At 66.1% G+C, this 23,411-nt stretch carries 21 protein-coding genes and 1 pseudogene; 17 read left to right on the top strand and 5 right to left on the bottom strand.

What is annotated here, in order from left to right; all coding sequences use genetic code 11:
• The first annotated feature begins 24 nt into the window (after window positions 1-24).
• The 11 genes from nuoC to nuoN all read left to right on the top strand — a co-directional run bounded on the left by nuoC (window position 25) and on the right by nuoN (window position 13,709).
• A complete protein-coding gene (gene nuoC, locus F3I16_RS14885; protein ID WP_160494358.1) occupies window positions 25-1,806 on the top strand; it encodes an NADH-quinone oxidoreductase subunit C/D in 1,782 nt (593 codons plus the stop codon).
• A complete protein-coding gene (gene nuoE, locus F3I16_RS14880) occupies window positions 1,803-2,303 on the top strand; it encodes an NADH-quinone oxidoreductase subunit NuoE (RefSeq protein WP_178116682.1) in 501 nt (166 codons plus the stop codon). Before nuoC ends, nuoE begins: the two co-directional genes overlap by 4 nt.
• Window positions 2,300-3,655, top strand: a complete 1,356-nt coding sequence (gene nuoF / locus F3I16_RS14875) for an NADH-quinone oxidoreductase subunit NuoF (protein ID WP_160494356.1) — start codon at window positions 2,300-2,302, stop codon at window positions 3,653-3,655. Before nuoE ends, nuoF begins: the two co-directional genes overlap by 4 nt.
• Before the next feature lie 94 nt (window positions 3,656-3,749).
• The gene (gene nuoG / locus F3I16_RS14870) at window positions 3,750-6,458 is read left to right on the top strand and encodes an NADH-quinone oxidoreductase subunit NuoG (RefSeq protein WP_160494355.1); all 2,709 of its coding nucleotides are present in this window, start codon (window positions 3,750-3,752) and stop codon (window positions 6,456-6,458) included.
• Entirely contained in the window at window positions 6,455-7,447 is a 993-nt protein-coding gene (gene nuoH, locus F3I16_RS14865) for an NADH-quinone oxidoreductase subunit NuoH (RefSeq protein WP_160494354.1), read from the top strand. Before nuoG ends, nuoH begins: the two co-directional genes overlap by 4 nt.
• Window positions 7,448-7,460: 13 nt before the next feature.
• On the top strand, window positions 7,461-8,009 hold the full coding sequence (nuoI, locus tag F3I16_RS14860) for an NADH-quinone oxidoreductase subunit NuoI (protein WP_160491034.1): 549 nt from the start codon (window positions 7,461-7,463) through the stop codon (window positions 8,007-8,009).
• A gap of 9 nt (window positions 8,010-8,018) precedes the next feature.
• A complete protein-coding gene (gene nuoJ, locus F3I16_RS14855) occupies window positions 8,019-8,528 on the top strand; it encodes an NADH-quinone oxidoreductase subunit J (protein ID WP_160494353.1) in 510 nt (169 codons plus the stop codon).
• Window positions 8,525-8,833, top strand: coding sequence for an NADH-quinone oxidoreductase subunit NuoK (gene nuoK / locus F3I16_RS14850; protein ID WP_160080851.1), 309 nt, complete (start codon window positions 8,525-8,527; stop codon window positions 8,831-8,833). Before nuoJ ends, nuoK begins: the two co-directional genes overlap by 4 nt.
• Entirely contained in the window at window positions 8,830-10,680 is a 1,851-nt protein-coding gene (nuoL, locus tag F3I16_RS14845; RefSeq protein WP_160494352.1) for an NADH-quinone oxidoreductase subunit L, read from the top strand. Before nuoK ends, nuoL begins: the two co-directional genes overlap by 4 nt.
• Before the next feature lie 15 nt (window positions 10,681-10,695).
• Window positions 10,696-12,225, top strand: a complete 1,530-nt coding sequence (nuoM, locus tag F3I16_RS14840; protein ID WP_160494351.1) for an NADH-quinone oxidoreductase subunit M — start codon at window positions 10,696-10,698, stop codon at window positions 12,223-12,225.
• Window positions 12,226-12,233: 8 nt separating this feature from the next.
• Window positions 12,234-13,709, top strand: a complete 1,476-nt coding sequence (nuoN, locus tag F3I16_RS14835; RefSeq protein ID WP_160494350.1) for an NADH-quinone oxidoreductase subunit NuoN — start codon at window positions 12,234-12,236, stop codon at window positions 13,707-13,709.
• Window positions 13,710-14,059: 350 nt separating this feature from the next.
• Here nuoN and F3I16_RS14830 read toward each other — a convergent pair whose 3' ends face one another.
• Window positions 14,060-15,379, bottom strand: a complete 1,320-nt coding sequence (locus tag F3I16_RS14830; RefSeq protein ID WP_160494349.1) for a Na+/H+ antiporter family protein — start codon at window positions 15,377-15,379, stop codon at window positions 14,060-14,062.
• A gap of 254 nt (window positions 15,380-15,633) precedes the next feature.
• Between F3I16_RS14830 and F3I16_RS21420 the strand changes: the two are divergent.
• From F3I16_RS21420 to F3I16_RS14820, 3 genes and pseudogenes are all read left to right on the top strand, one after another.
• Window positions 15,634-16,920 (top strand): annotated as a pseudogene (locus F3I16_RS21420) (HAMP domain-containing protein); the annotation flags it as partial.
• Window positions 16,921-17,022: 102 nt separating this feature from the next.
• Window positions 17,023-17,778 carry a methyl-accepting chemotaxis protein gene (locus F3I16_RS21415; protein ID WP_372239638.1) on the top strand — a complete coding sequence of 252 codons (756 nt, stop codon included), beginning with the start codon at window positions 17,023-17,025 and terminating at the stop codon, window positions 17,776-17,778.
• 131 nt (window positions 17,779-17,909) lie between these two features.
• Window positions 17,910-18,506: an NADPH-dependent FMN reductase gene (locus F3I16_RS14820; protein WP_160494347.1), complete on the top strand. Its 597-nt coding sequence runs from the start codon at window positions 17,910-17,912 to the stop codon at window positions 18,504-18,506.
• 25 nt (window positions 18,507-18,531) lie between these two features.
• Here the strand turns inward: F3I16_RS14820 and F3I16_RS14815 are convergent, their stop codons facing one another.
• Genes F3I16_RS14815 through F3I16_RS14800 form a run of 4 tightly spaced genes read right to left on the bottom strand, consistent with a single transcriptional unit; the run spans window position 18,532 to window position 21,138 of the window.
• On the bottom strand, window positions 18,532-19,854 hold the full coding sequence (locus tag F3I16_RS14815; RefSeq protein ID WP_160494346.1) for a sensor histidine kinase: 1,323 nt from the start codon (window positions 19,852-19,854) through the stop codon (window positions 18,532-18,534).
• Entirely contained in the window at window positions 19,851-20,519 is a 669-nt protein-coding gene (locus tag F3I16_RS14810; RefSeq protein ID WP_160494345.1) for a response regulator transcription factor, read from the bottom strand. Before F3I16_RS14810 ends, F3I16_RS14815 begins: the two co-directional genes overlap by 4 nt.
• Window positions 20,519-20,833, bottom strand: a complete 315-nt coding sequence (locus F3I16_RS14805; RefSeq protein ID WP_160494344.1) for a PepSY domain-containing protein — start codon at window positions 20,831-20,833, stop codon at window positions 20,519-20,521. Before F3I16_RS14805 ends, F3I16_RS14810 begins: the two co-directional genes overlap by 1 nt.
• Window positions 20,833-21,138 carry a PepSY domain-containing protein gene (locus F3I16_RS14800; protein WP_160494343.1) on the bottom strand — a complete coding sequence of 102 codons (306 nt, stop codon included), beginning with the start codon at window positions 21,136-21,138 and terminating at the stop codon, window positions 20,833-20,835. The genes F3I16_RS14805 and F3I16_RS14800 overlap by 1 nt, the downstream gene beginning before the upstream one ends.
• 185 nt (window positions 21,139-21,323) lie before the next feature.
• Here F3I16_RS14800 and F3I16_RS14795 point away from each other — a divergent pair, with 185 nt between their 5' ends.
• The 3 genes from F3I16_RS14795 to queD all read left to right on the top strand — a co-directional run bounded on the left by F3I16_RS14795 (window position 21,324) and on the right by queD (window position 23,243).
• Window positions 21,324-22,403, top strand: a complete 1,080-nt coding sequence (locus F3I16_RS14795) for a patatin-like phospholipase family protein (RefSeq protein WP_160494342.1) — start codon at window positions 21,324-21,326, stop codon at window positions 22,401-22,403.
• 22 nt (window positions 22,404-22,425) lie between these two features.
• Complete coding sequence (locus tag F3I16_RS14790) at window positions 22,426-22,797, top strand: DUF5329 domain-containing protein (RefSeq protein WP_160494341.1); 372 nt, start codon at window positions 22,426-22,428, stop codon at window positions 22,795-22,797.
• Between the two features lie 89 nt (window positions 22,798-22,886).
• A complete protein-coding gene (gene queD / locus F3I16_RS14785) occupies window positions 22,887-23,243 on the top strand; it encodes a 6-carboxytetrahydropterin synthase QueD (RefSeq protein ID WP_160494340.1) in 357 nt (118 codons plus the stop codon).
• The last annotated feature ends 168 nt before the right edge of the window (window positions 23,244-23,411 follow it).

The following is a 23,411-nucleotide window of genomic DNA, read 5'->3' as shown; positions in this document are numbered from 1 at the left end:
CGTTGACCGATAGCGACCGAGACCATGACTGCAGACAGCATTCTGTCCATACCGCCATACAAAGCCGATGACCAAGATGTGGTCGTCGAGCTCAATTCCCGTTTTGGTGCCGAGGCGTTCACCGTCCAGAGCACCCGCACCGGCATGCCGGTGCTGTGGGTTTCCCGTGATCGCCTGATCAATGTCCTGACCTTCCTGCGCAACCTGCCGCGCCCCTACGTCATGCTGTATGACCTGCATGGCGTCGATGAGCGCCTGCGCACCCAGCGTCGCGGCCTGCCGGGCGCCGACTTCACGGTGTTCTACCACCTGATGTCGCTCGAGCGTAACAGCGACATCATGATCAAGGTTGCCCTGAAAGAAGGCGACCTCAGCCTGCCCAGCGTCACCGGCATCTGGCCCAACGCCAACTGGTACGAGCGCGAAGTGTGGGACCTGTACGGCATCACCTTCAGCGGCCACCCGCACCTGACCCGCATCATGATGCCGCCGACCTGGGAAGGTCACCCGCTGCGCAAGGACTACCCGGCGCGCGCCACCGAATTCGACCCGTACAGCCTGAACCTGGCCAAGCAGCAGCTCGAAGAAGAAGCCGCGCGCTTCAAGCCGGAAGACTGGGGCATGAAGCGCGGCGGCGAGCACGAGGACTACATGTTCCTCAACCTCGGCCCCAACCACCCGTCCGCCCACGGCGCGTTCCGTATCATCCTGCAGCTCGATGGCGAAGAGATCGTCGACTGCGTGCCGGAGATCGGCTACCACCACCGCGGCGCCGAGAAGATGGCCGAGCGCCAGTCCTGGCACAGCTTCATCCCCTATACAGACCGCATCGACTACCTCGGCGGGGTGATGAACAACCTGCCCTACGTGCTGGCAGTCGAGAAGCTGGCCGGTATCCAGGTGCCGCAGAAGGTCGACTTCATCCGCGTGATGCTGGCCGAGTTCTTCCGCATCACCAGCCACCTGCTGTTCCTCGGCACCTATATCCAGGACGTCGGGGCCATGACTCCGGTGTTCTTCACCTTCACCGACCGCCAGCGCGCCTACAAGGTGATCGAGGCCATCACCGGCTTCCGCCTGCACCCGGCCTGGTACCGCATCGGCGGCGTCGCCCACGACCTGCCGCGTGGCTGGGACGGCCTGGTCAAGGAGTTCGTCGACTGGCTGCCCAAGCGCCTCGACGAATACACCAAGGCCGCGCTGAAGAACAGCATCCTCAAGGGCCGCACCGTCGGCGTGGCGCAGTACAACACCAAGGAAGCCCTGGAATGGGGCGTCACCGGTGCCGGCCTGCGCTCCACCGGCTGTGACTTCGACCTGCGCAAGGCGCGCCCGTATTCGGGCTACGAGAACTTCGAGTTCGAAGTGCCGCTGGCGCACAACGGCGATGCCTACGACCGCTGCATGGTGCGCGTGGAAGAGATGCGCCAGAGCATCAGAATCATCGACCAGTGCCTGCGCAACATGCCGGAAGGCCCGTACAAGGCGGATCACCCGCTGACCACGCCGCCGCCGAAAGAGCGCACGCTGCAGCACATCGAAACCCTGATCACCCACTTCCTGCAAGTTTCCTGGGGCCCGGTCATGCCGGCCAACGAGAGCTTCCAGATGATCGAGGCGACCAAGGGCATCAACAGCTATTACCTGACCAGCGACGGCAGCACCATGAGCTACCGCACCCGGATCCGCACCCCGAGCTTCGCCCACCTGCAGCAGATCCCCTCGGTGATCCGCGGCAGCATGGTGGCCGACCTCATCGCCTATCTGGGCAGTATCGACTTCGTTATGGCCGACGTGGACCGCTGATTATGAGCACGCTTATCCAGACTGACCGTTTCACTCTCAGCGAAACCGAGCGCTCGGCCATCGAGCACGAGATGCATCACTACGAAGACCCGCGCGCGGCGTCCATCGAAGCCCTGAAGATCGTGCAGAAAGCCCGCGGCTGGGTGCCGGACGGCGCCGCCGATGCCATCGGCGCGATCCTCGGCATTCCGGCCAGCGACGTCGAAGGCGTGGCCACCTTCTATAGTCAGATCTTTCGTCAGCCGGTGGGTCGCCACATCATCCGCGTCTGCGACAGCATGACCTGCTTCGTCGGCGGCCACGAAAGCCTGCTGGACAGTCTCAAGGACAAGCTCGGCATTGCCCCCGGTCAGACCACTGCCGACGGCCGCTTCACCCTGCTGCCGGTGTGCTGCCTGGGCAACTGCGACAAGGCCCCGGCGGTGATGATCGACGATGACACCTACGGCAACCTCGATGCCAATGGCATCGCCCAACTGCTGGAGGCCTACGTATGACAAACAAGACGCTGACCTCCATCGGCCCGGCCAACCGCATCGCCCGCAGCGAGGAAACCCACCCGCTGACCTGGCGCCTGCGCGACGACGCCCAGCCGGTATGGCTGGAGGAATACCAGGCGAAGAACGGCTACGCTGCCGCGCGCAAGGCCCTCGCCGAAATGGCCCAGGCCGACATCGTGCAGACGGTCAAGGACTCCGGCCTCAAGGGCCGCGGCGGTGCGGGCTTCCCCACCGGGGTGAAGTGGGGCCTGATGCCGGCCGACGAATCCATGAACATCCGCTACCTGCTGTGCAATGCGGACGAAATGGAGCCCAACACCTGGAAGGACCGCATGCTCATGGAGCAGCTGCCGCACCTGCTGGTGGAAGGCATGCTGATCAGCGCGCGCGCGCTCAAGGCCTATCGCGGCTACATCTTCCTGCGCGGCGAGTACGTCGACGCGGCCGCCAACCTCAATCGCGCCATCGAGGAAGCCAAGGCCGCCGGCCTCTTGGGCAAGAACATCCTCGGCAGCGGCTTCGACTTCGAGCTGTTCGTGCATACCGGCGCCGGGCGCTATATCTGCGGTGAAGAAACCGCGCTGATCAACTCCCTGGAAGGCCGCCGCGCCAACCCGCGCTCCAAGCCGCCCTTCCCCGCCGCCGTCGGCGTGTGGGGCAAGCCGACCTGCGTCAACAACGTCGAGACCCTGTGCAACGTGCCGGCCATCGTCGCCAACGGCGTCGACTGGTACAAGAGCCTGGCCCGCCCGGACAGCGAAGACCACGGCACCAAGCTGATGGGTTTCTCCGGCAAGGTGAAGAACCCCGGCCTGTGGGAACTGCCGTTCGGTCTGCCGGCCCGCGAGTTGTTCGAGGACTACGCCGGCGGCATGCGCGACGGCTACAAGCTGAAAGCCTGGCAGCCCGGCGGCGCCGGTACCGGCTTCCTGCTGCCGGAACACCTGGACGCCCTGATGTATGCCGGCGGTATCGCCAAGGTCGGCACCCGCATGGGCACCGGCCTGGCCCTGGCCATCGATGACTCGGTGAACATGGTCGCCCTGCTGCGCAACATGGAAGAGTTCTTCGCCCGCGAATCCTGCGGCTGGTGCACCCCATGCCGCGACGGCCTGCCGTGGAGCGTGAAGATGCTACGCGCCCTGGAACGTGGCCAAGGCCGCGCCGAGGACATCGAGACCCTGCTCGGCCTGGTCAACTTCCTCGGCCCCGGCAAGACCTTCTGCGCCCATGCACCGGGCGCCGTCGAGCCGCTGGGCAGTGCGATCAAGTATTTCCGTCCGGAGTTCGAGGCTGGCGTGGCCAGCTCGAGCGCCCCGGCCAGCGCGGGGCAATTCGCCCCGGCGTGAAGATTGGCGTTACGGCGGCCACTGACCTGGCCCCGCGACACAGCGTGATTCCATTAGCCAAGCCCGCTCACGCGGGTAAGAAGAAACCTGAACCATGGCCACTATCCACGTAGACGGCAAAGATTTCGAAGTCGACGGTGCGGACAACCTGCTGCAGGCCTGTCTGTCCCTCGGGCTCGATATCCCCTACTTCTGCTGGCACCCGGCGCTCGGTAGCGTCGGCGCCTGCCGCCAATGTGCGGTCAAGCAGTACAGCGACGAAAACGACACCCGCGGCCGCCTGGTCATGTCCTGCATGACCCCGGCCACCGACAAGACCTGGATCAGCATCGACGACGAAGAGGCCAAGCAGTTCCGCGCCAGCGTCGTCGAGTGGCTGATGACCAACCACCCGCACGACTGCCCGGTGTGCGAGGAAGGCGGTCACTGCCACCTGCAGGACATGACGGTGATGACCGGCCACAACCAGCGCCGGTACCGCTTCACCAAGCGCACCCACCAGAACCAGCAGCTCGGCCCGTTCATTTCCCACGAGATGAACCGCTGCATCGCCTGCTACCGCTGCGTGCGCTACTACAAGGACTACGCCGGCGGCACCGACCTGGGCGTCTACGGCGCCCACGACAACGTGTACTTCGGCCGCGTCGAGGACGGCACGCTGGAAAGCGAGTTCTCCGGCAACCTGGTCGAGGTCTGCCCGACCGGCGTGTTCACCGACAAGACCCACTCCGAGCGCTACAACCGCAAGTGGGACATGCAGTTCTCCCCGAGCATCTGCCACGGCTGTTCCAGCGGCTGCAACATCAGCCCCGGCGAGCGCTACGGCGAGATCCGCCGCATCGAGAACCGCTTCAACGGCTCGGTCAACCAGTACTTCCTCTGCGACCGCGGCCGTTTCGGCTACGGCTACGTCAACCGCAGCGATCGTCCGCGTCAGCCGCTTCAAGGCAACCAGCCACTGGGCATCGACGCGGCCCTGGACAAGGCCGCCGAGCTGCTCAAGGGCAAGCGCGTGATCGGCATCGGTTCGCCGCGCGCCAGCCTGGAAAGCAACTTCGCCCTGCGTGAACTGGTCGGTGCCGGCAACTACTACTGCGGCATCGCCGCCGGCGAGCTGGAAAACACCCGGCTGATCCGCGACATCCTGCAGAACGGCCCGCTGCCGGCGCCGACCCTGCGCGAGGTGGAAAGCCACGACGCGGTGTTCGTCCTCGGCGAAGACCTGACCCAGACCGCCGCGCGTCTGGCCCTGGCACTGCGCCAGGCGGTCAAGGGCAAGGCCACCGAAATCGCCGCCTCGATGAAGATCCAGGACTGGCACATGGCCGCCGTGCAGAACGTCGCTCAGGACGCCCTGCACCCGCTGTTCATCGCCAGCGTCGCCGCCACCCGCCTGGATGACGTCGCCGCCGAATGCGTGCACGCCGCCCCCGACGATCTGGCCCGCCTCGGCTTCGCCGTGGCCCACGCCATCGACCCGAGCGCCCCGGCCGTCAGCGGCCTGGACAGCGACGCCGCGCAGCTGGTGCAGCGCATCGCCGACGCCCTGCTGAATGCCAAGCGCCCGCTGATCGTCTCCGGCGCCTCGCTGGGCAACAAGGCCGTGATCGAAGCCGCCGCCAACATCGCCGGCGCCCTGAAGAATCGCGAGAAGAACGGTTCCCTCAGCCTGATCGTCGCCGAAGCCAACAGCATGGGCGCCGTCCTGCTCGGTGGCGAATCGGTCGACGCCGCCCTGGCCGCGCTCAGCGCCGGCCAGGCCGATGCCCTGATCGTGCTGGAAAACGACCTGTACCGCCGCGCCGACGCCGCCAAGGTGGATGCCGCCCTGGCCGCGACCAAGGTGGTGATAGTCGCCGACCATCAGCAGACCGCCACCAGCGCCAAGGCCGACCTGGTGCTGCCGGCTGCCAGCTTCGCCGAAGGCGACGGCACCCTGGTCAGCTTCGAGGGCCGTGCCCAGCGCTTCTTCCAGGTGTTCGAGCCGAGCTACTACGACAGCAGCATCCTGATCCGCGAAGGCTGGCGCTGGCTGCATGCGCTACACAGCACCCTGCAGGGCAAGCCCGTGGACTGGACCCAGCTGGACCAGGTCACCGAGGCCTGCGCCGCCAGCAGCAACGTGCTGGCCGGCATCACCGGCGCCGCGCCGAGCGCCTCGTTCCGCATCAAGGGCCTCAAGCTGGCCCGCGAGCCGCACCGCTACAGCGGCCGCACGGCGATGCGCGCCAACATCAGCGTGCACGAGCCGCGCCAGCCGCAGGATGCGGACTCGGCCTTCGCCTTCTCCATGGAAGGCTATGCCGGCAGCCAGGAAGACCGTCAGCAGATTCCGTTCGCCTGGTCGCCGGGCTGGAACTCGCCGCAGGCCTGGAACAAGTTCCAGGACGAGGTCGGCGGCCATCTGCGTGCCGGCGATCCGGGCGTGCGCCTGATCGAAGCCAAGGGCACCAGCCTCGCCTGGTTCGGCGTACCCGCGGCGTTCAATCCGGCGCCGGGTACCCTGCAGGCCGTGCCGCTGCACCACCTGTTCGGCAGCGAGGAAACCTCGTCGCGCGCCGCCCCAGTGCAGGAGCGCATCCCGCAGCCCTATGTGGCCCTGGCCAAGGCCGAGGCCGAGCGCCTCGGCGCGCATGAAGGCGCCCTGCTCAGCCTGACCGTGGGCGGCCAGGCCCTGCGCCTGCCGCTGCAGATCAACGAAGAGCTGGCCATCGGCCTGGTCGGCCTGCCGGTCGGTCTGCCGGGCATCCCGCCGCTCATCGCCGGCGCCGTGGTGACTGGTGTTCAGGAGGCCGCGCAATGAACTGGCTCACGCCTGAAGTGGTGGACGTGATCATCGCGGTGTTCAAGGCCATCGTCATCCTGCTCGCCGTGGTGGTCTGCGGCGCGCTGCTGAGCTTCGTCGAACGCCGCCTGCTCGGCTGGTGGCAGGATCGCTACGGTCCCAACCGGGTCGGTCCGTTCGGCATGTTCCAGATCGCCGCCGACATGATCAAGATGTTCTTCAAGGAGGACTGGACCCCGCCGTTCGCCGACAAGTTCATCTTCATCCTGGCACCGATGATCGCCTTCGCCGCCATGCTGATGGCCTTCGCCATCATCCCGGTCACCCCGACCTGGTATGTCGCGGACCTCAACATCGGCATCCTGTTCTTCTTCGCCATGGCCGGCCTGTCGGTGTATGCGGTGCTGTTCGCCGGCTGGTCGAGCAACAACAAGTTCGCCCTGCTCGGCGCCCTGCGCGCCTCGGCGCAGACCGTGTCCTACGAGGTGTTCCTGGCCCTGGCGCTGATGGGCATCGTCGCCCAGGTCGGCTCGTTCAACATGCGCGACATCGTCGACTACCAGGCCGAAAACCTGTGGTTCATCATTCCGCAGTTCTTCGGCTTCTGTACCTTCTTCATCGCCGGCGTGGCCGTGACTCACCGTCACCCCTTCGACCAGCCGGAAGCGGAGCAGGAGCTGGCCGACGGTTACCACATCGAATACGCCGGGATGAAATGGGGCATGTTCTTCGTCGGCGAATACGTCGGCATCGTGACCATTTCGGCGCTGCTGGTAACGCTGTTCTTCGGTGGCTGGCACGGGCCGTTCGGCATCCTGCCGCAGATCCCGTTCTTCTGGTTCGCCCTGAAGACCTGCTTCTTCATCATGCTGTTCATCCTGCTGCGCGCCTCCATCCCGCGCCCGCGCTATGACCAGGTGATGGCCTTCAGCTGGAAGTTCTGCCTGCCGCTGACCCTGATCAACCTGCTGGTGACCGGCGCGCTCGTGCTGGCTTCGGCCCAGTAAGGAGAAACACACGATGCTCAAGTACATCTGGGAAGTGGTGCACGGCACCTTTACCCAACTGCGCAGCCTGGTGATGGTGTTCAGTCACGGCTTCCGCAAACGCGACACCCTGCAATACCCGGAAGAACCGGTCTACCTGCCGCCGCGCTACCGCGGGCGCATCGTCCTGACCCGCGACCCCGACGGCGAGGAACGCTGCGTGGCCTGCAACCTGTGCGCCGTGGCCTGCCCGGTCGGCTGCATCTCCCTGCAGAAGGCCGAGACCCCGGACGGCCGCTGGTACCCGGACTTCTTCCGCATCAACTTCTCGCGCTGCATCTTCTGCGGCCTGTGCGAAGAAGCCTGCCCGACCACCGCGATCCAGCTCACCCCGGATTTCGAGATGGGCGAGTTCAAGCGCCAGGACCTGGTGTACGAGAAGGAAGACCTACTCATCAGCGGCCCGGGCAAGAACCCGGACTACAACTTCTACCGCGTCGCCGGTATGGCCATTGCCGGCAAGCCGAAAGGCGCCGCGCAGAACGAGGCCGAACCGATCAACGTGAAAGGCCTGCTGCCCTAAGGACGAACGATGGAATTCGCTTTCTACTTCGCCGCGGGGGTTGCCGTGGCTTCGACCCTGCGGGTGATCACCAACACCAACCCGGTGCACGCCCTGCTGTACCTGATCGTCTCGCTGCTCGCCGTGGCCATGACCTTCTTCGCCCTCGGTGCGCCCTTTGCCGGCGCCCTGGAGATCATCGTCTACGCCGGCGCCATCATGGTGCTGTTCGTCTTCGTGGTGATGATGCTCAACCTCGGCCCGGCGGCCGCCGAGCAGGAACGCAAGTGGCTCAAGCCCGGCATCTGGACCGGTCCGGCCATTCTGTCCGCCCTGCTCCTCGGCCAGCTGCTGTACGGGCTGTTCCAGGCGCCCAGCGGTGCCTCGATCGGTCTGGTCACGGTCGACGCCAAGGCGGTCGGCATCGCCCTGTTCGGCCCCTACCTGCTGGCCGTCGAACTGGCCTCCATGCTGCTGCTCGGCGCGCTGGTCGCCGCCTACCACCTGGGCCGCCACGAAGCTAAGGATCTAACGCCATGAATGCGATTCCCATGGAGCACGGCCTGGCCCTGGCCGGCGTGCTGTTCAGCCTCGGCCTGATCGGCCTGATGGTACGGCGCAACATCCTGTTCGTACTGATGAGCCTGGAAGTGATGATGAACGCGACCGCCCTGGCCTTCGTGGTCGCCGGCAGCCGCTGGGTGCAGGCCGACGGGCAGATAATGTTCATTCTGGTGATCACCCTGGCAGCCGCCGAGGCCAGCATCGGCCTGGCGATCCTGCTGCAGCTGTATCGCCGCTTCCACACCCTCGATATCGACGCTGCCAGCGAGATGCGCGGATGAATCTTCTATTCCTGACTTGCCTGTTTCCCCTGCTCGGCTGGTTCCTCCTGGCCTTCTCCCGTGGTCGTCTGTCCGAGAACCTGTCCGCCCTGATCGGCGTCGGCTCGGTCGGCCTGTCGGCGCTCAGCGCCGCCTGGGTGATCCTGCAGTTCAACCTCAACCCGCCGGAAGGCGGCGTGTTCACCCAGGTGCTGTGGCAGTGGATGAACGTCGCCGGCTTCGCGCCGAGCTTCACCCTGTATCTGGACGGCCTGTCGCTGACCATGCTCGGCGTGGTCACCGGCGTCGGCTTCCTGATCCACCTGTTCGCCAGCTGGTACATGCGCGGCGAAGAGGGCTATTCGCGCTTCTTCGCCTACACCAACCTGTTCATCTTCAGCATGCTGATGCTGGTGCTGGGCGACAACCTGCTGGTGCTGTACTTCGGCTGGGAAGGCGTGGGCCTGTGTTCCTACCTGCTGATCGGCTTCTACTTCAAGCACGTGCCCAACGGCAATGCAGCGCTGAAGGCCTTCATCGTCACCCGCGTCGGCGACGTGTTCATGGCCATCGGCCTGTTCATCCTGTTCCTCCACCTCGGCACCCTGAACATCCAGGAGCTGATGGTGCTGGCACCGCAGAAGTACGTGGCCGGCGACAGCTGGCTGTGGATCGCCACCCTGATGCTGCTCGGCGGTGCGGTCGGCAAATCCGCCCAGCTGCCGCTGCAGACCTGGCTGGCCGACGCCATGGCCGGCCCGACCCCGGTCTCCGCACTGATCCACGCGGCGACCATGGTCACCGCCGGCGTCTACCTGATCGCCCGTACCCACGGCCTGTTCCTGCTGACCCCGGAGATCCTCGAGCTGGTCGGCATCGTCGGCGGCGTGACCCTGGTCCTGGCCGGCTTCGCCGCCCTGGTACAGACCGACATCAAGCGCATCCTCGCCTACTCGACCATGAGCCAGATCGGCTACATGTTCCTCGCCCTCGGCGTGCAGGCCTGGGACGCGGCGATCTTCCACCTGATGACCCACGCCTTCTTCAAGGCCCTGCTGTTCCTCGCCTCCGGTGCGGTGATCAACGCCTGTCACCACGAGCAGAACATCTTCAAGATGGGCGGCCTGTGGAAGAAGCTGCCGCTGGCCTATGCCAGCTTCATCGTCGGCGGTGCCGCCCTGGCCGCCCTGCCGCTGATCACCGCCGGCTTCTATTCCAAGGACGAGATCCTCTGGGAAGCCTTCGCCAGCGGTCACCAGGAGCTGCTGTATGCCGGCCTGGTCGGTGCCTTCATGACCTCGCTGTACACCTTCCGCCTGATCTTCATCGCCTTCCACGGCGAGCAGCAGACCGAGGCCCATGCCGGTCATGGCGTGGCCCACTGGCTACCGCTGGTGGTGCTGATCGTGCTGTCGACCTTCATCGGCGCGCTGATCTCCCCGCCGCTGGCCGGCGTGCTGCCGCAGAGCGTCGGCCATGCCGGTGGCGAAGCCCAGCACGGCCTGGAAATCGCCTCGGGTGCCATCGCCATCGCCGGCATCCTCCTGGCCGCCCTGCTGTTCCTCGGCAAGCGCAGCCTGGTCGCTGCCGTGGCGCAAAGCGCCCCCGGGCGTTTCCTGTCGGCCTGGTGGTTCGCCGCCTGGGGCTTCGACTGGCTCTACGACAAGCTGTTCGTGCAGCCCTACCTGCTAACCTGCCGCCTGCTCGGGCGTGACCCGATCGACCGCAGCATCGGCCTGGTGCCGCGCCTGGTGCGGGGCGGCAACGCCGTGCTGGCGCGTGCCCAGACCGGTCAGGTGCGCTGGTACGCCACGTCCATCGCCGGGGGTGCCGTGCTGGTGCTCGCCGTCCTCCTGTTTCTGAATTAAGGAAAATAGCCCGTCATGATTCTGCCCTGGCTAATCCTGATCCCCTTCATCGGCGGCCTGCTGTGCTGGCTGTGCGAGCGCTTCGGCAACACCCTGCCGCGCTGGATCGCCCTGCTCAGCATGGTGCTGCTGTTCGGCCTCGGTCTGTGGCTGTGGGCCACCGGCAATTTCGCCCTGGCCCCGGCTCCCGGCGCCGATCCGGTATGGGCGGCCGAGTTCAAGCTGCAGTGGATCGAGCGTTTCGGCATCAGCGTGCACCTGGCGCTGGACGGCCTGTCGGTGCTGATGATCAGCCTCACCGGCCTGCTCGGCGTGCTGTCCGTGCTGTGCTCGTGGAACGAGATCCAGAACCGCGTCGGCTTCTTCCACCTCAACCTGATGTGGATCCTCGGCGGCGTGGTCGGCGTGTTCCTCGCCGTCGACCTGTTCCTGTTCTTCTTCTTCTGGGAAATGATGCTGGTGCCGATGTACTTCCTCATCGCGCTCTGGGGTCATAGCGGCAGCGAAGGCAAGACCCGCATCTACGCCGCCACCAAGTTCTTCATCTTCACCCAGGCCAGCGGCCTGATCATGCTGGTGGCCATCCTCGGCCTGGTATTTGTCCACTACAACAGCACCGGCGTGCTGACCTTCAACTACGCCGACCTGCTGAAGACCCAGATGAGCGCCGGTACCGAGTACCTGCTGATGCTCGGCTTCTTCATCGCCTTCGCGGTGAAGTTTCCGGTGGTGCCGTTCCACTCCTGGCTGCCGGACGCCCACGCCCAGGCGCCGACCGCAGGTTCCGTGGACCTGGCCGGTATCCTGCTGAAGACCGCCGCCTACGGCATGATGCGCTTCGCCCTGCCGCTGTTCCCCAATGCCTCGGCCGAGTTCGCGCCGATCGCCCAGTGGCTCGGCGTGTTCGCCATCGTCTACGGCGCCCTGCTGTCCTTCGCGCAGACCGACATCAAGCGCCTGGTGGCCTTCTCCAGCGTGTCGCACATGGGCTTCGTGCTGATCGCCATCTACTCCGGCAGCCAGATCGCCCTGCAGGGCGCGGTGGTGCAGATGCTGGCCCACGGCCTGTCCGCGGCGGCCCTGTTCATCCTCTGCGGCCAGCTCTACGAGCGCCTGCACACCCGCGACATGCGCGAGATGGGCGGCATCTGGGCACGCATGCCCTGGCTGCCGGCGGTGAGCCTGTTCTTCGCCGCCGCCGCCCTGGGCCTGCCGGGTACCGGCAACTTCGTCGGCGAGTTCCTGATCCTGGTCGGCAGCTTCCAGGCCGCGCCCTGGGTCACCGTGCTGGCCGCCACCGGCCTGGTGTTCGGTTCGGTCTACTCGCTGATCATGATCCACCGCGCCTACTTCGGCCCGGCCAAGGCGGACACCGTCCTGCAGGGCCTGAAACCGCGCGAGCTGGTCATGGTGCTGGGCCTGGCGGTGCTGCTGATCCTGCTTGGCGTCTACCCGCAGCCGGTGCTCGACACCTCCGCCGCCACCATGTCCGGTGTGCAGCAGTGGCTGGGTAGCGCTCTCAATCAACTCGTTTCGGCCCGGTAAGCAGAGCTATGCAACTGACGACTCAACACTTCATCGCCCTGCTACCCCTGCTGATCACCAGTGCCACCATCGTTGTGGTGATGCTGGCGATCGCCTGGAAACGCAACCACAGCTGGACCTACGGCCTGTCGGTGCTGGGCCTCAACCTGGCCCTGCTGTCGCTGCTGCCGGCGCTCAAGGTCACCCCGCTGCAAGTCACCCCGCTGCTGCTGGTGGACAACTTCGCCTGCTACTACATGGCCCTGGTACTGGCCGCGACCCTGGCCTGCGTGACGCTGATCCACGCCTACCTGGGTGGCGATTCGGGCAAGGGCTATCCGGGCAACCGCGAAGAGCTGTACCTGCTGATGCTGCTGTCCGCCGCCGGCGGCCTGGTGCTGGTCAGCGCCCAGCATCTGGCCGGCCTGTTCATCGGCCTGGAGCTGCTGTCGGTACCGACCTACGGGATGATCGCCTACGCCTTCTTCAACAAGCGTTCGCTGGAAGCCGGCATCAAGTACATGGTGCTGTCGGCGGCCGGTTCGGCCTTCCTGCTGTTCGGCATGGCCCTGCTGTATGGCGAGGCCGGCAGCCTGAGCTTCGCCGGCATCGGCAGCAAGATGGCGGCCAATGGCCTGCCGAGCCTGATCGCGCAGATCGGCATCGGCATGATGCTGGTCGGCCTGGCCTTCAAGCTGTCGCTGGTGCCCTTCCACCTGTGGACCCCGGACGTCTACGAAGGCGCCCCGGCGCCGGTGGCGGCCTTCCTGGCCACTGCCAGCAAGGTGGCGGTGTTCGCCGTGCTGCTGCGCCTGTACCAGATCTCGCCGGTCACCAGCGGCGGCTGGCTGAGCGAGCTGCTGACGGTGATCGCCATCGCCTCGATCCTGTTCGGCAACCTGCTGGCCCTGCTGCAGAGCAACATCAAGCGCCTGCTCGGTTACTCCTCGATCGCCCACTTCGGCTACCTGCTGGTGGCGCTGATCGCCAGCAAGGGCCTGGCCGTGGAAGCGGTCGGCGTGTACCTGGCCACCTACGTGCTGACCAGCCTGGGCGCGTTCGGCGTGATCACCCTGATGTCGACGCCCTACAGCGGCCGCGATTGCGATGCCCTGTACGAGTACCGCGGCCTGTTCTGGCGCCGTCCGTACCTGACCGCCGTGCTCACCGTGATGATGCTGTCGCTGGCCGGCATCCCGCTCACCGCCGGCTTCATCGGCAAGTTCTACGTGGTCGCCGCAGGTGTCCAGGGCCAGCTGTGGTGGCTGCTCGGCACGCTGGTGCTGGGTAGCGCCATTGGCGTGTTCTATTACCTGCGGGTGATGGTCACCCTGTTCCTGGTCCAGCCCAACCTGCGTCGCCACGATGCCGACATGCACTGGGCCCAGCACGCTGGCGGCATCATGCTGCTGTTCGTGGCCGTGCTGGCCTTCTTCCTCGGCGTCTACCCGCAGCCGCTGCTGGAGCTGGTGCAGCAGGCGGGCCTGGTGGCCATCGCCCCCTGAAGCGCCAAGCGCTGCGAAGAACCCGGCCCAGGCCGGGTTTTTTGTCTGTGCCAAAAGTGAGTCGCTCGGGCGGCAGCGATTCGCGGCTAAAGCCGCTCCTACAGAGGCGTTCACCGTAGGAGCGGCTTTAGCCGCGAACCGTGCCCATGAAAAAGGGCGCCCGCAGGCGCCCTCCTCACAACTCGCTTACCTCAACTAAGCAACTGGCCCACCCGGCGGCCCGGATCGACCGCCACGGCACTGCTGGGCTTGACCGGCTCGTTGCTCATCGGCCTGACAGGCCGGCTGCAACTCGGTTCACCAAGGGGCTCGGATTCCGGCTTGGCCCCCGCCCCGTGCAGATGCCCGGGTTACAGCACCATGGCCGCGCCCCAGCCGAAGGCCAGCAGCGGCAGGTTGTAGTGCAGGAAGGTCGGCACCACGCTGTCCCAGATATGGTTGTGCTGGCCGTCGACATTGAGGCCGGAGGTCGGCCCGAGGGTCGAGTCGGAAGCCGGCGAACCGGCGTCGCCCAAGGCGCCCGCGGTGCCGATGATGCTGACGATGGCCAGCGGGCTGAAGCCCAGCTGCACGCCCAGCGGCACGAAGATCGCGGCGATGATCGGCACGGTGGAGAAGGACGAACCGATGCCCATGGTCACCAGCAGGCCGACCAGCAGCATCAGCAACGCACCGATGGCCTTGCTGTTGCCGATCCAGGCAGTGGAGGCGTCCACCAGGGTCTTCACGTCGCCGGTGGCATTCATCACCTCGGCAAACCCCTGGGCGGCGATCATGATGAAGCCGATCATGGCCATCATCTTCATGCCTTCGGTGAACAGGTCATCGGCCTCTTTCCAGCGCACCACGCCGGACACCGAGAAGATCACGAAGCCGACCAGCGCGCCGATGATCATCGAGTCCAGCCACAGCTGCACGACGAACGCCGCCGCCACGGCCACGGCCGCCACCAGCAGGCTCAGCGGGTTGTAGACCACACGGACCTGCTCGGCCTGCTCGATCTTCTCCAGGTCATAGACGCGCTTCTTGCGGTAGCTGAAGAGTACCGCGACGAGCAGGCCGGCCAGCATGCCGATGGCCGGGATCAGCATGGCCTCGGTGACGTTGACGCCCGCCACGTCGACCCCGCCCTTGGCCACGTTGGCCAGGAGGATGTCGTTGAGGAAAATCCCGCCGAAACCCACCGGCAGAAACATGTAGGGGGTGATCAGGCCGAAGGTGATCACGCAGGCGATCAGCCGGCGGTCGATCTGCAGCCTGGTCAGCACATACAGCAGCGGCGGCACCAGCAGCGGGATGAAGGCGATATGGATCGGCAGGATGTTCTGCGACGCTACCGATACCGCCAGCAGCAGGCCGACCAGCAGCCACTTGACCTCGCGGGCCCCTTTCTCGTGGTTGCGCCCGACCAGGGCCAGGGCCTTGTCGGCCAGGGCATGGGCCAGGCCCGACTTGGCGATGGCCACGGCAAAGGCGCCGAGCAGCGCATAGGACAGCGCCACGGTAGCGCCGGCCCCCAGGCCCTTGTTGAAGGCGGCCAGCGCCCCCTCGATCCCCAGGCCACCGAACAGGCCGCCGGCCAGGGCGCCGATGATCAGTGCCACCACCACATGCACCCGGCACAGGCTGAGGATCAGCATGATGCCGACTGCGGCCACAACTGCGTTCATGACTTGCTCCCATCAGGACGATAAAGCGGGCCCGCAAGCCCAGGAAAAAAGCGCAGCACTCTGCCCGATGGGTCAGCTTCTGTCAAAAGTAAAAACGTGCAGAATACTGAGCGACCTGTGCATAATTCTTGCAACCGTTTCAGCTGCTCAACGTGAAGCTCAAGTAGCCGCCTATTTCGCCGCATCGCGGATCAAGCCCGCACCCTGCGCACCGATCTGGGGCTAGAAGTCTGAACTGATAAGGACCCTCGCCAATGCAGTCCCGTAGCCTGTCCATCCAATGGAAGATCACCCTGCTCGCCGGCCTCTGCCTGCTGGCCATCGTGACGCTGCTGGTCGGCGCCTCGCTATTCCAGTCCACCCGCAGCGCCGAGCTGGTCAAGGCGTCCAGCAGCCGGATGCTCGACGAGTCGGCGCGCCTGCGCATGGCCGCCCGCGGCGAGCTGCAAGGCATCCGCATCCAGCGCTACTTCATGGACGCCTACCAGTACGGCAAGGGCTTCTCGCGCCAGGTGCTGTTCCTCAAGGATCAGGCGGAAAAGCGCTTTCTGGATGCCTTCGACCTGCGCGAAGACCTGACCCGGCAAGTGCGCACCGCCCTGGCGGCCAACCCCGACCTGCTCGGCCTCTATGTGGTGTTCGAGGCCAATGCCCTGGATGGCAAGGACGAGCTGTTCGCCAGCCAGGCCGAACTGGGCAGCAATGACAGCGGCCGCTTCGCCCTCTACTGGTCGCAGAGCACGCCCGGCGCCCTGGAGTCCGAGGCCCTGAGCGAGGAAATGCTCAACGACACCACCGCCGGCCCCAGCGGCACGCCCTACAACGCCTGGTACACCTGCCCGCGCGACGGCCGCAGGGCCTGCGTGCTCGACCCCTATTACGACGATATCAATGGCCAGCAGGTGCTGATGACCAGCATCGCCTTCCCCCTCGAGCAGAACGGCAAGGTGATCGGCGTACTCGGCGTGGACATCAGCCTGGCCAGCCTGCAGCAGCTCAGCGCCAAGGCCAGTCAGGAGCTGTACGACGGCCAGGGCCATGTCAGCATCATCAGCCCGGCAGGCCTGCTCGCCGGCCACAGCCGCGATGCCGGCATGCTCGGCAAGCCCGTGGCCAGCGGCTACCCCGAGCATGGCAACGAGCTCAAACGCATGGTCGACAGCGGCAAGGCCCAGTACAGCGAACAGGGCAGCACGCTGCGCGTGCTCGAACCGCTGCTGCCGATCCCGGAGAGCAAGCCCTGGGGCGTGCTGCTGGAAGTGCCGATGGACACCCTGCTCGGCCCGGCCCATCAGCTGGAGCAACAGCTGGACCAGCAGCGCACCGGCGACACCCTGATATCCCTGACCCTGGCCCTGATCGCCATCCTGCTCGGCGCACTGCTGATGTGGCTGACCGCCCGCGGCGTGACCCGACCGATTCTCCAGGTGGCCGCCATGCTGCAGAACATCGCCAGCGGCGAAGGTGATCTGACCCGCCGCCTCGACTACGCCAGGGCCGACGAGCTGGGCACCCTGGCCGGCTGGTTCAACCGTTTCCTTGACAAGCTGCAGCCGGTGATCGCCGACGTCAAACACAGCGTGCAGGACGCCCGCCACACCGCCGACCAGTCCGCCGCCATCGCCAGCCAGACCAGCGCCGGCATGCAGCAGCAGTTCCGCGAAGTCGACCAGGTGGCCACCGCCTCCCACGAGATGAGCGCCACCGCCCATGACGTCGCCAACAGCGCCTCGCAGGCCGCCGACGCCGCCCGCGGCGCCGATGCGGCAACCCGCGAGGGGCTGGCAGTGATCGATCGCACCACCCTGTCCATCGAACAGCTGGCCGGCGAACTGAACGCGGCCATGCAGGAAGTCGAAGGCCTGGCCAGCAGCAGCGAACAGATCGGCTCGGTGCTGGAGGTGATCCGCGCCATTGCCGACCAGACCAACCTGCTGGCGCTCAACGCCGCGATCGAAGCGGCGCGCGCCGGCGAGGCCGGGCGCGGCTTCGCCGTGGTGGCCGACGAGGTGCGCAACCTGGCCAAGCGCACCCAGGACTCGGTGGAGGAAATCCGCCAAGTGATCGAGGGCCTGCAGCATGGCACCCGCGAAGTGGTTGGCTCCATGCACAGCAGCCACAAGCAGGCCCAGGGCAGCGTCGAGCAGGTCGAACAGGCAGTCGGCGCGCTGCGCCGCATCGGTGACGCGGTCAGTGTGATCAGCGACATGAACCTGCAGATCGCCAGTGCCGCCGAGGAGCAGAGCGCGGTGGCCGAGGAGATCAACCGCAACGTGGCGAGCATCCGCGATGTCACCGAGACCCTCTCCGGCCAGGCCGAGGAATCGGCCCGGGTCAGCCAGTCGCTGAACAGCCTGGCCAACCATCAGCAAGGGCTGATGGACCAGTTCCGCGTCTGATCGCCAGCCCCTGGCGCCGCAATGGCGCCAGGTTGACGCCTGCCGTCCCTGCGCCTGGCGCCACGGCCCTTGCCCCGGCGCAGAGCGCCCGCTAGCCTCTGCCGCCACCTTCCCCTGCCGAGATCCACCGCATGCTGAATATCGTTCTGCTCGCCGGCTCCAGCCGCACTGACAGCCAATCCGCCAAGGTCGCCCGCTACCTGGGCCGGCGCATGATCGAACTGGGCCTGAGTACCGCGGGCAGTACCACCGTGCTCGACCTCGGCCGGCAGCCCTTGCCGCTCTGGCCGGCCGACGACAACGGCCCGTGGGCCGAGTACCAGCCGCTGCTGCAGGGTGCCGACGCCGTGGTGGTGATCGCCCCCGAGTGGAACGGCATGGCCGCGCCGGCGCTGAAGAACTTCTTCCTGTATGCCGGCAAAGCCGAGCTGGGGCACAAGCCGGGCCTGCTGGTCGGGATTTCCTCGGGCATCGGTGGCGCCTATCCGATCAGCGAACTGCGCGCCTCCAGCTACAAGAACTGCCGCCTCTGCTACCTGCCGGAACACCTGATCGTGCGTCATGTGGAGACCGTACTGAACCAGGCGCAACCCGCCAGCGAGGACGACCAGCGCCTGCGCAAGCGCATCGACTACGCCCTGGACATCCTCGCCAAGTACGCCCGGGCGCTGCAACAGGTACGCGCCTCAATCGACCTCAACCAGGGCGCCTTCGCCAACGGCATGTAACAGGCGGCCATTGGCAGGGGCGGCTTTAGCGAGCCTTGCGCTGCGGCAACTCGATGGCCACCCGCAGGCCGCCCCAGGGGCTGTCGTGCAGCTCAATGCTGCCGCCCCAGGCCTCGACGATATCGCGCACGATGCCCAGGCCCAGGCCGTGGCCGGCGACCTGCTCGTCCAGGCGCACGCCGCGCCCTAGTACCTCGCCGCGGCGGATTTCGGCAATACCCGGTCCATCGTCGTCGACCAGCACGCTGTAGCCGCTCGCCGTTGCCGCCAGGCTCAGGCGCACGCGACTGGCGGCCCACTTGCAGGCGTTGTCCAGCAGGTTGCCCAGCAGTTCCAGCATGTCCTCGCGGTCCCAGGGCAGACGCAGACCGGCGGCGGCCTGCCAGTCCAGCTGCAAGCCGCGGTCATGGATCATCTGCAGGGTGCTCAGCAGGCCGGGCAGCTCCTGCGCACAATCGAAATGCGCGCCCGGCAATACCTCCCCGGCCAGGCGCGCGCGCCCCAGCTCGCGGGCCAGGCGCTGTTCGATCTGCGCCAGGTGTTCGAGCAGGCCGCTGCGCAGCTCGCGCTGAGCGTCCAACTCCGCGCGGTTAGCCAGGCTGACCAGCACCGCCAGCGGCGTCTTCAGCGCATGGCCCAGGTTGCCCAGGGCGTTGCGCGAGCGCTTGAGAGTGTCCTCGGTGTGGGCCAGCAGGTGGTTGACCTGGGTCACCAGGGGCTCCAACTCCTGCGGTACCGTGCTGTCCAGCTCGCTGCGCCGGCCCTGCTGCAACTGCGCGATCTGCTGGCGCACCTGCTCCAGCGGGCGCAATGCGCTGCGTACCGTATAGCGCTGCGCCAGCAGGATCAGCAGCAAGGCGGCGGCGCCCAGGCCCAGGCCGATCCACTGGATCCGCCGGAAGCTCTGCAGGATCGGCGTGTAATCCTGCGCCACGACTATGGCGAACCGCTCGCCGTGGCGCTGGTAATCGGCGCGAAAGCGCAGCAGCTGCTGGCCACGCGGGCCGTCGCCGAGGCCCGGTTGCAGCCCCGCTCTGGCAGCCTGGTCGAGCTGGCGATCCCACAGCGAGCGCGAGCGCCAGGTCTTGTCGGCGAAGTCGATACGGAAATACAGCCCGGAAAAGGGCCGCTGGTAGGCCGAGGTCAGGCGCCGCTCGTCCAGCTGCAGGCCCTGCGGGCCCCGCACGATGGCAATCAGCAGGGCCTCGGCTTCATCGCGCAGGCCCGCTTCCAGATAGCCGCGCAGGCTGTGATCGAACAGCCACAGGCTGGTCTGCGCCAGCGCCAGGCCCACGACCAGCAGGGCCCCGGCCAGACCGAGACTGAGGCGGCGCTGGATCGACTTCACCCGGTCACCCCGGTGAAGCGATAACCCTGGCCGCGGCGGGTTTCGATCACTTCGCGGCCGAGCTTGCCGCGCAGGCGATTGACGTGCACCTCGAGCACATTCGAGTCGCGCTCGGTCTCGCCGTCGTACAGGTGCTCGGCCAAATGGCTCTTCGACAGGATCTGCCCCGGGTGCAACATGAAGTAGCGCAGCAGACGGAACTCGGCCGCAGTCAGCTCGATCTCTTCACCCTCGCGCGTCGCGCACTGGCGCCCTTCGTCCAGCTGCAAGCCGGCGGCTTCCAGCTGCGGCTGGTTGGCCAAGCCGTGGGCGCGGCGCAGCAAGGCCTGGATGCGCAGGGCCAGTTCTTCCGGGTGAAAGGGCTTGGTCAGGTAGTCGTCGGCCCCGGCCTTGAGGCCGTCGATGCGCTCGGCCCAGGAGCCGCGAGCGGTGAGGATCAGCACCGGGGTACTCAGGCCCGAACTGCGCCACTCGCGCAATACCTCCAGGCCGGGTTTGCCGGGCAGGCCCAGATCGAGAATGATCAGGTCATAGGGTTCGCTGGCGCCCTGGTAGACCGCATCGCGGCCGTCGGCCAGCCAGTCCACCGCGTAGCCCTGGCGCCCCAGGCCGGCGATCAGCTCGTCGGCCAGCGGCACATGATCCTCAACCAGCAACAGGCGCATCAGTCCTCCACCTCGTCCTTCAGGATGCGACCATTGCGGGCATCCAGCTCCAGTTCGCGCACCCTGCCGTCGACCGTCAGCAACTCGACCTCGTAAACCCGCACTTCATCCTCCTCTTCCAGCTCGGCCTCCAGCAAGGTGGCCCCGGGGTAACGCTCCAGGGCCGGCTGCATCAGCTGCTCCAGGGGCAGGATCGCGCCCTTCTCGCGCAGGCGCAGCGCCTCGTCATGGTCCAGGTCGCGCGCCTGCACCTGCAGGGCCAGTACGGCGAGGACCAGGGCGACGATGCCGCTATAACGTGCCACGAATTTCATCAGTCATCTCGTTGATCTTGCAGCACCTCGCTGGTGCTGGCATCCAGGTCCAGATCCCACTGCGCGCCTTGGGCGTCACGCAGCTCGACCTGATAGATATAGCGGCCATGTTCCTGTTCCAGCTCGGTATCCTCGACAGTCGCGCCCGGATGCTTGGCCATGGCCGCGGCATTGAGCTTTTCGAACGACTGGATGGTACCCGCATCACGCAGTTTCAGGGCTTCATCCGGACCCAGATCGCGAGCCTGGGCAATGCCGGCAGAAGTCAGGGCGGCAACGGCAAACAGGGCAGTCAACTTGTTCATGGTGGTTCTCCTTGGGGAAGGCTATTGGCTTGCTACGAGAGCCAAGATACCCAGGCCGACTTAATTCAAGCTGAATTCATCCTGCCCCCAGCACATGCGCGATGAGCGCATCATTCACGGGCTGAACCTGCTTGGCCTGGAAATGCAGCGCACTATAATCGCTGGCTTGCCCCATGGAGACCCGTATGAGCAGCATCCAGATCAAGTCACCCGCCCTCAGCCTGCGCGCCGGCAAGCGCGCACTCGCACGCATCCGCGAGCGCGGCCTGCAGCCGGCCGATGTCGGCATTCTGCCCGGTGCGGCAGGCGGTCCGAAGGGCCTGGGCATCCAGGGCCTGGACCTGGCGCTGTTCGGTGACTGGCTGCCGCGGGCCCCACGGGAACGCGCGCTGATCGGTGCCTCGATCGGCTCCTGGCGCTTCGCCAGCGCCTGCCTGCCGGATGCCTGCGCGGGTATCCGCCGCCTCGGTGAGCTGTATACCAGCCAGCGCTTCGCCAAGGACGTGAGCATGGCCGAGGTTTCGCGCAGCTGCGTGCAACTGCTCGACGACCTGCTCGAAGGGCAGGATGCTGCCATTCTGGACAACCCGCTGTATCGTCTGAATATCGTGGTGGTCAAGAGCCACGGCCTGATGCAGCACGATCACAAGGCCAAGCTGGGCCTGGGCCTGTCTTCCGTCATCGGCAATAACCTGCTGGCCCGCCAGCGCCTGGCCCGCCACTTCGACCGAGTCATTCTCCACGATGCGCGCCAGGCACCACCGCTGGCGAAGCTGAAGGACTTCCGCTCGCATTTTCATGCGCTCGACGGCGGCAACCTGCGCCATGCACTGCTGGCTTCGGGATCCATCCCCATGGTGATGGAGGCCATCCGCGAGATCCCGGGCCTGGAGCCCGGCGCCTACCGTGATGGCGGCCTGCTCGACTATCACCTGGATCTACCCTATGTCGGTGATGGCGTGGTGCTCTACCCGCACTTCACCGACAAGGTCATTCCCGGCTGGTTCGATAAGAGCCTGCCCTGGCGCCGCGGCAACCCCGAACAGCTGCAGGATGTGCTGCTGCTCTCCCCTTCACGGGAATACCTGGCGGCGCTGCCGCATGGCAAACTGCCGGACCGCAGCGACTTCAAGCGCTTCCTCGGTGACGATGGCGGACGCGAACGCTACTGGCGCCAGGCCATGGCCGAGAGCGAACGACTCGGCGACGAGTTTCTCGAGCTGGCCGACAGCGGCCGTCTGGCTGACCGGCTCCAACCGCTCTAACCCCCAGCAAAGGACTGTATCCATGACACCCCGCAAAACGCTCTGGCTTGCCTGTGCAAGCCTGTGCTTGCTGAGCAATGCCGAAGCGGCCCTGGACGCGCAGGGTCAGCAGGAAGTCGATGGCCTGCTCCGCTTCGTCGAGAGCAGTGGCTGCAACTTCATCCGCAACGGCAGCGAGCACAGCCCCAAGGATGCGCGCGCCCATCTGCAGAAAAAACTCGATTACCTGAATGACAAGGGTCTGGTCGACTCGGCAGAAACCTTCATAGCCCGTGCCGCCACGGAGAGCAGCTTCAGCGGCACCCCCTACCAGGTCAGCTGCAACGGTCAGAAGCAGAATTCGGCCGACTGGCTCAAGGCCGAACTGCAGCGCCTGCGCCAGATCCAGCACTGACGGTGGGGGCCAAGCGCAGGGTGAGCTGTTAAACTGGCCACCTGCTTTGGCCGCCCCTCGCGGCCACCCCCTTCGAAGAGCGTCAGATCTTGGAACTGTTCAAAGAATTCATTTTCGAATCCGCCCACCGCCTGCCGCATGTGCCGGAAGGCCACAAGTGCGGCCGCCTGCATGGCCACTCATTTCGCGCCGCCATCTATATCGAAGGCGAAGTGGACCCTTACACCGGCTGGATTCGCGACTTCTCGGAGATCAAGGCCATCTTCAAGCCTATCTACGAACAGCTCGACCACAATTACCTGAACGACATCCCAGGCCTGGAAAACCCGACCAGCGAAAACCTCGCCAAGTGGATCTGGCAACAGCTCAAACCGCTGTTGCCGGAGCTCTCGCGCATCTGCATCAAGGAAACCTGTACCAGCGGCTGCGAATACCGCGGGGACTGAGAGAGCCTGGAAATGCAAAAGCCACCTGCGGGTGGCTTTTTTGTGCGCATAGTGCGGTGCGCCGGGGCTGATGCCCCTGCCACACAACAGCAGGCTTCGTTTAGATTTCTGTCGCGCAAAGACAAACCCCCGACCATCTTACGATGATCGGGGGTTTGGGATAGGAGC

This window comes from Pseudomonas sp. L-22-4S-12 (assembly GCF_009799935.1).
In the GTDB taxonomy this organism is placed as follows: Bacteria; Pseudomonadota; Gammaproteobacteria; order Pseudomonadales; family Pseudomonadaceae; genus Aquipseudomonas.
This window is presented reverse-complemented; position numbering and strand designations above follow the sequence as displayed.

Bases quoted from the DNA above. Each gene is read 5' to 3' on its own strand.
- nuoH (WP_160494354.1), top strand. From the start codon at position 6,455: ATGAACTGGCTCACGCCTGAAGTGGTGGACGTGATCATCGCGGTGTTC.
- F3I16_RS14820 (WP_160494347.1), top strand. From the start codon at position 17,910: ATGCTGAATATCGTTCTGCTCGCCGGCTCCAGCCGCACTGACAGCCAA.
- nuoG (WP_160494355.1), top strand. From the start codon at position 3,750: ATGGCCACTATCCACGTAGACGGCAAAGATTTCGAAGTCGACGGTGCG.
- nuoI (WP_160491034.1), top strand. From the start codon at position 7,461: ATGCTCAAGTACATCTGGGAAGTGGTGCACGGCACCTTTACCCAACTG.
- nuoN (WP_160494350.1), top strand. From the start codon at position 12,234: ATGCAACTGACGACTCAACACTTCATCGCCCTGCTACCCCTGCTGATC.
- nuoK (WP_160080851.1), top strand. From the start codon at position 8,525: ATGAATGCGATTCCCATGGAGCACGGCCTGGCCCTGGCCGGCGTGCTG.
- nuoF (WP_160494356.1), top strand. From the start codon at position 2,300: ATGACAAACAAGACGCTGACCTCCATCGGCCCGGCCAACCGCATCGCC.
- F3I16_RS14805 (WP_160494344.1), bottom strand. From the start codon at position 20,833: ATGAAATTCGTGGCACGTTATAGCGGCATCGTCGCCCTGGTCCTCGCC.
- F3I16_RS14795 (WP_160494342.1), top strand. From the start codon at position 21,324: ATGAGCAGCATCCAGATCAAGTCACCCGCCCTCAGCCTGCGCGCCGGC.
- nuoC (WP_160494358.1), top strand. From the start codon at position 25: ATGACTGCAGACAGCATTCTGTCCATACCGCCATACAAAGCCGATGAC.
- F3I16_RS14830 (WP_160494349.1), bottom strand. From the start codon at position 15,379: ATGAACGCAGTTGTGGCCGCAGTCGGCATCATGCTGATCCTCAGCCTG.
- F3I16_RS14810 (WP_160494345.1), bottom strand. From the start codon at position 20,519: ATGCGCCTGTTGCTGGTTGAGGATCATGTGCCGCTGGCCGACGAGCTG.
- nuoL (WP_160494352.1), top strand. From the start codon at position 8,830: ATGAATCTTCTATTCCTGACTTGCCTGTTTCCCCTGCTCGGCTGGTTC.
- nuoJ (WP_160494353.1), top strand. From the start codon at position 8,019: ATGGAATTCGCTTTCTACTTCGCCGCGGGGGTTGCCGTGGCTTCGACC.
- F3I16_RS21415 (WP_372239638.1), top strand. From the start codon at position 17,023: ATGCAGCAGCAGTTCCGCGAAGTCGACCAGGTGGCCACCGCCTCCCAC.
- F3I16_RS14800 (WP_160494343.1), bottom strand. From the start codon at position 21,138: ATGAACAAGTTGACTGCCCTGTTTGCCGTTGCCGCCCTGACTTCTGCC.
- F3I16_RS14790 (WP_160494341.1), top strand. From the start codon at position 22,426: ATGACACCCCGCAAAACGCTCTGGCTTGCCTGTGCAAGCCTGTGCTTG.
- nuoM (WP_160494351.1), top strand. From the start codon at position 10,696: ATGATTCTGCCCTGGCTAATCCTGATCCCCTTCATCGGCGGCCTGCTG.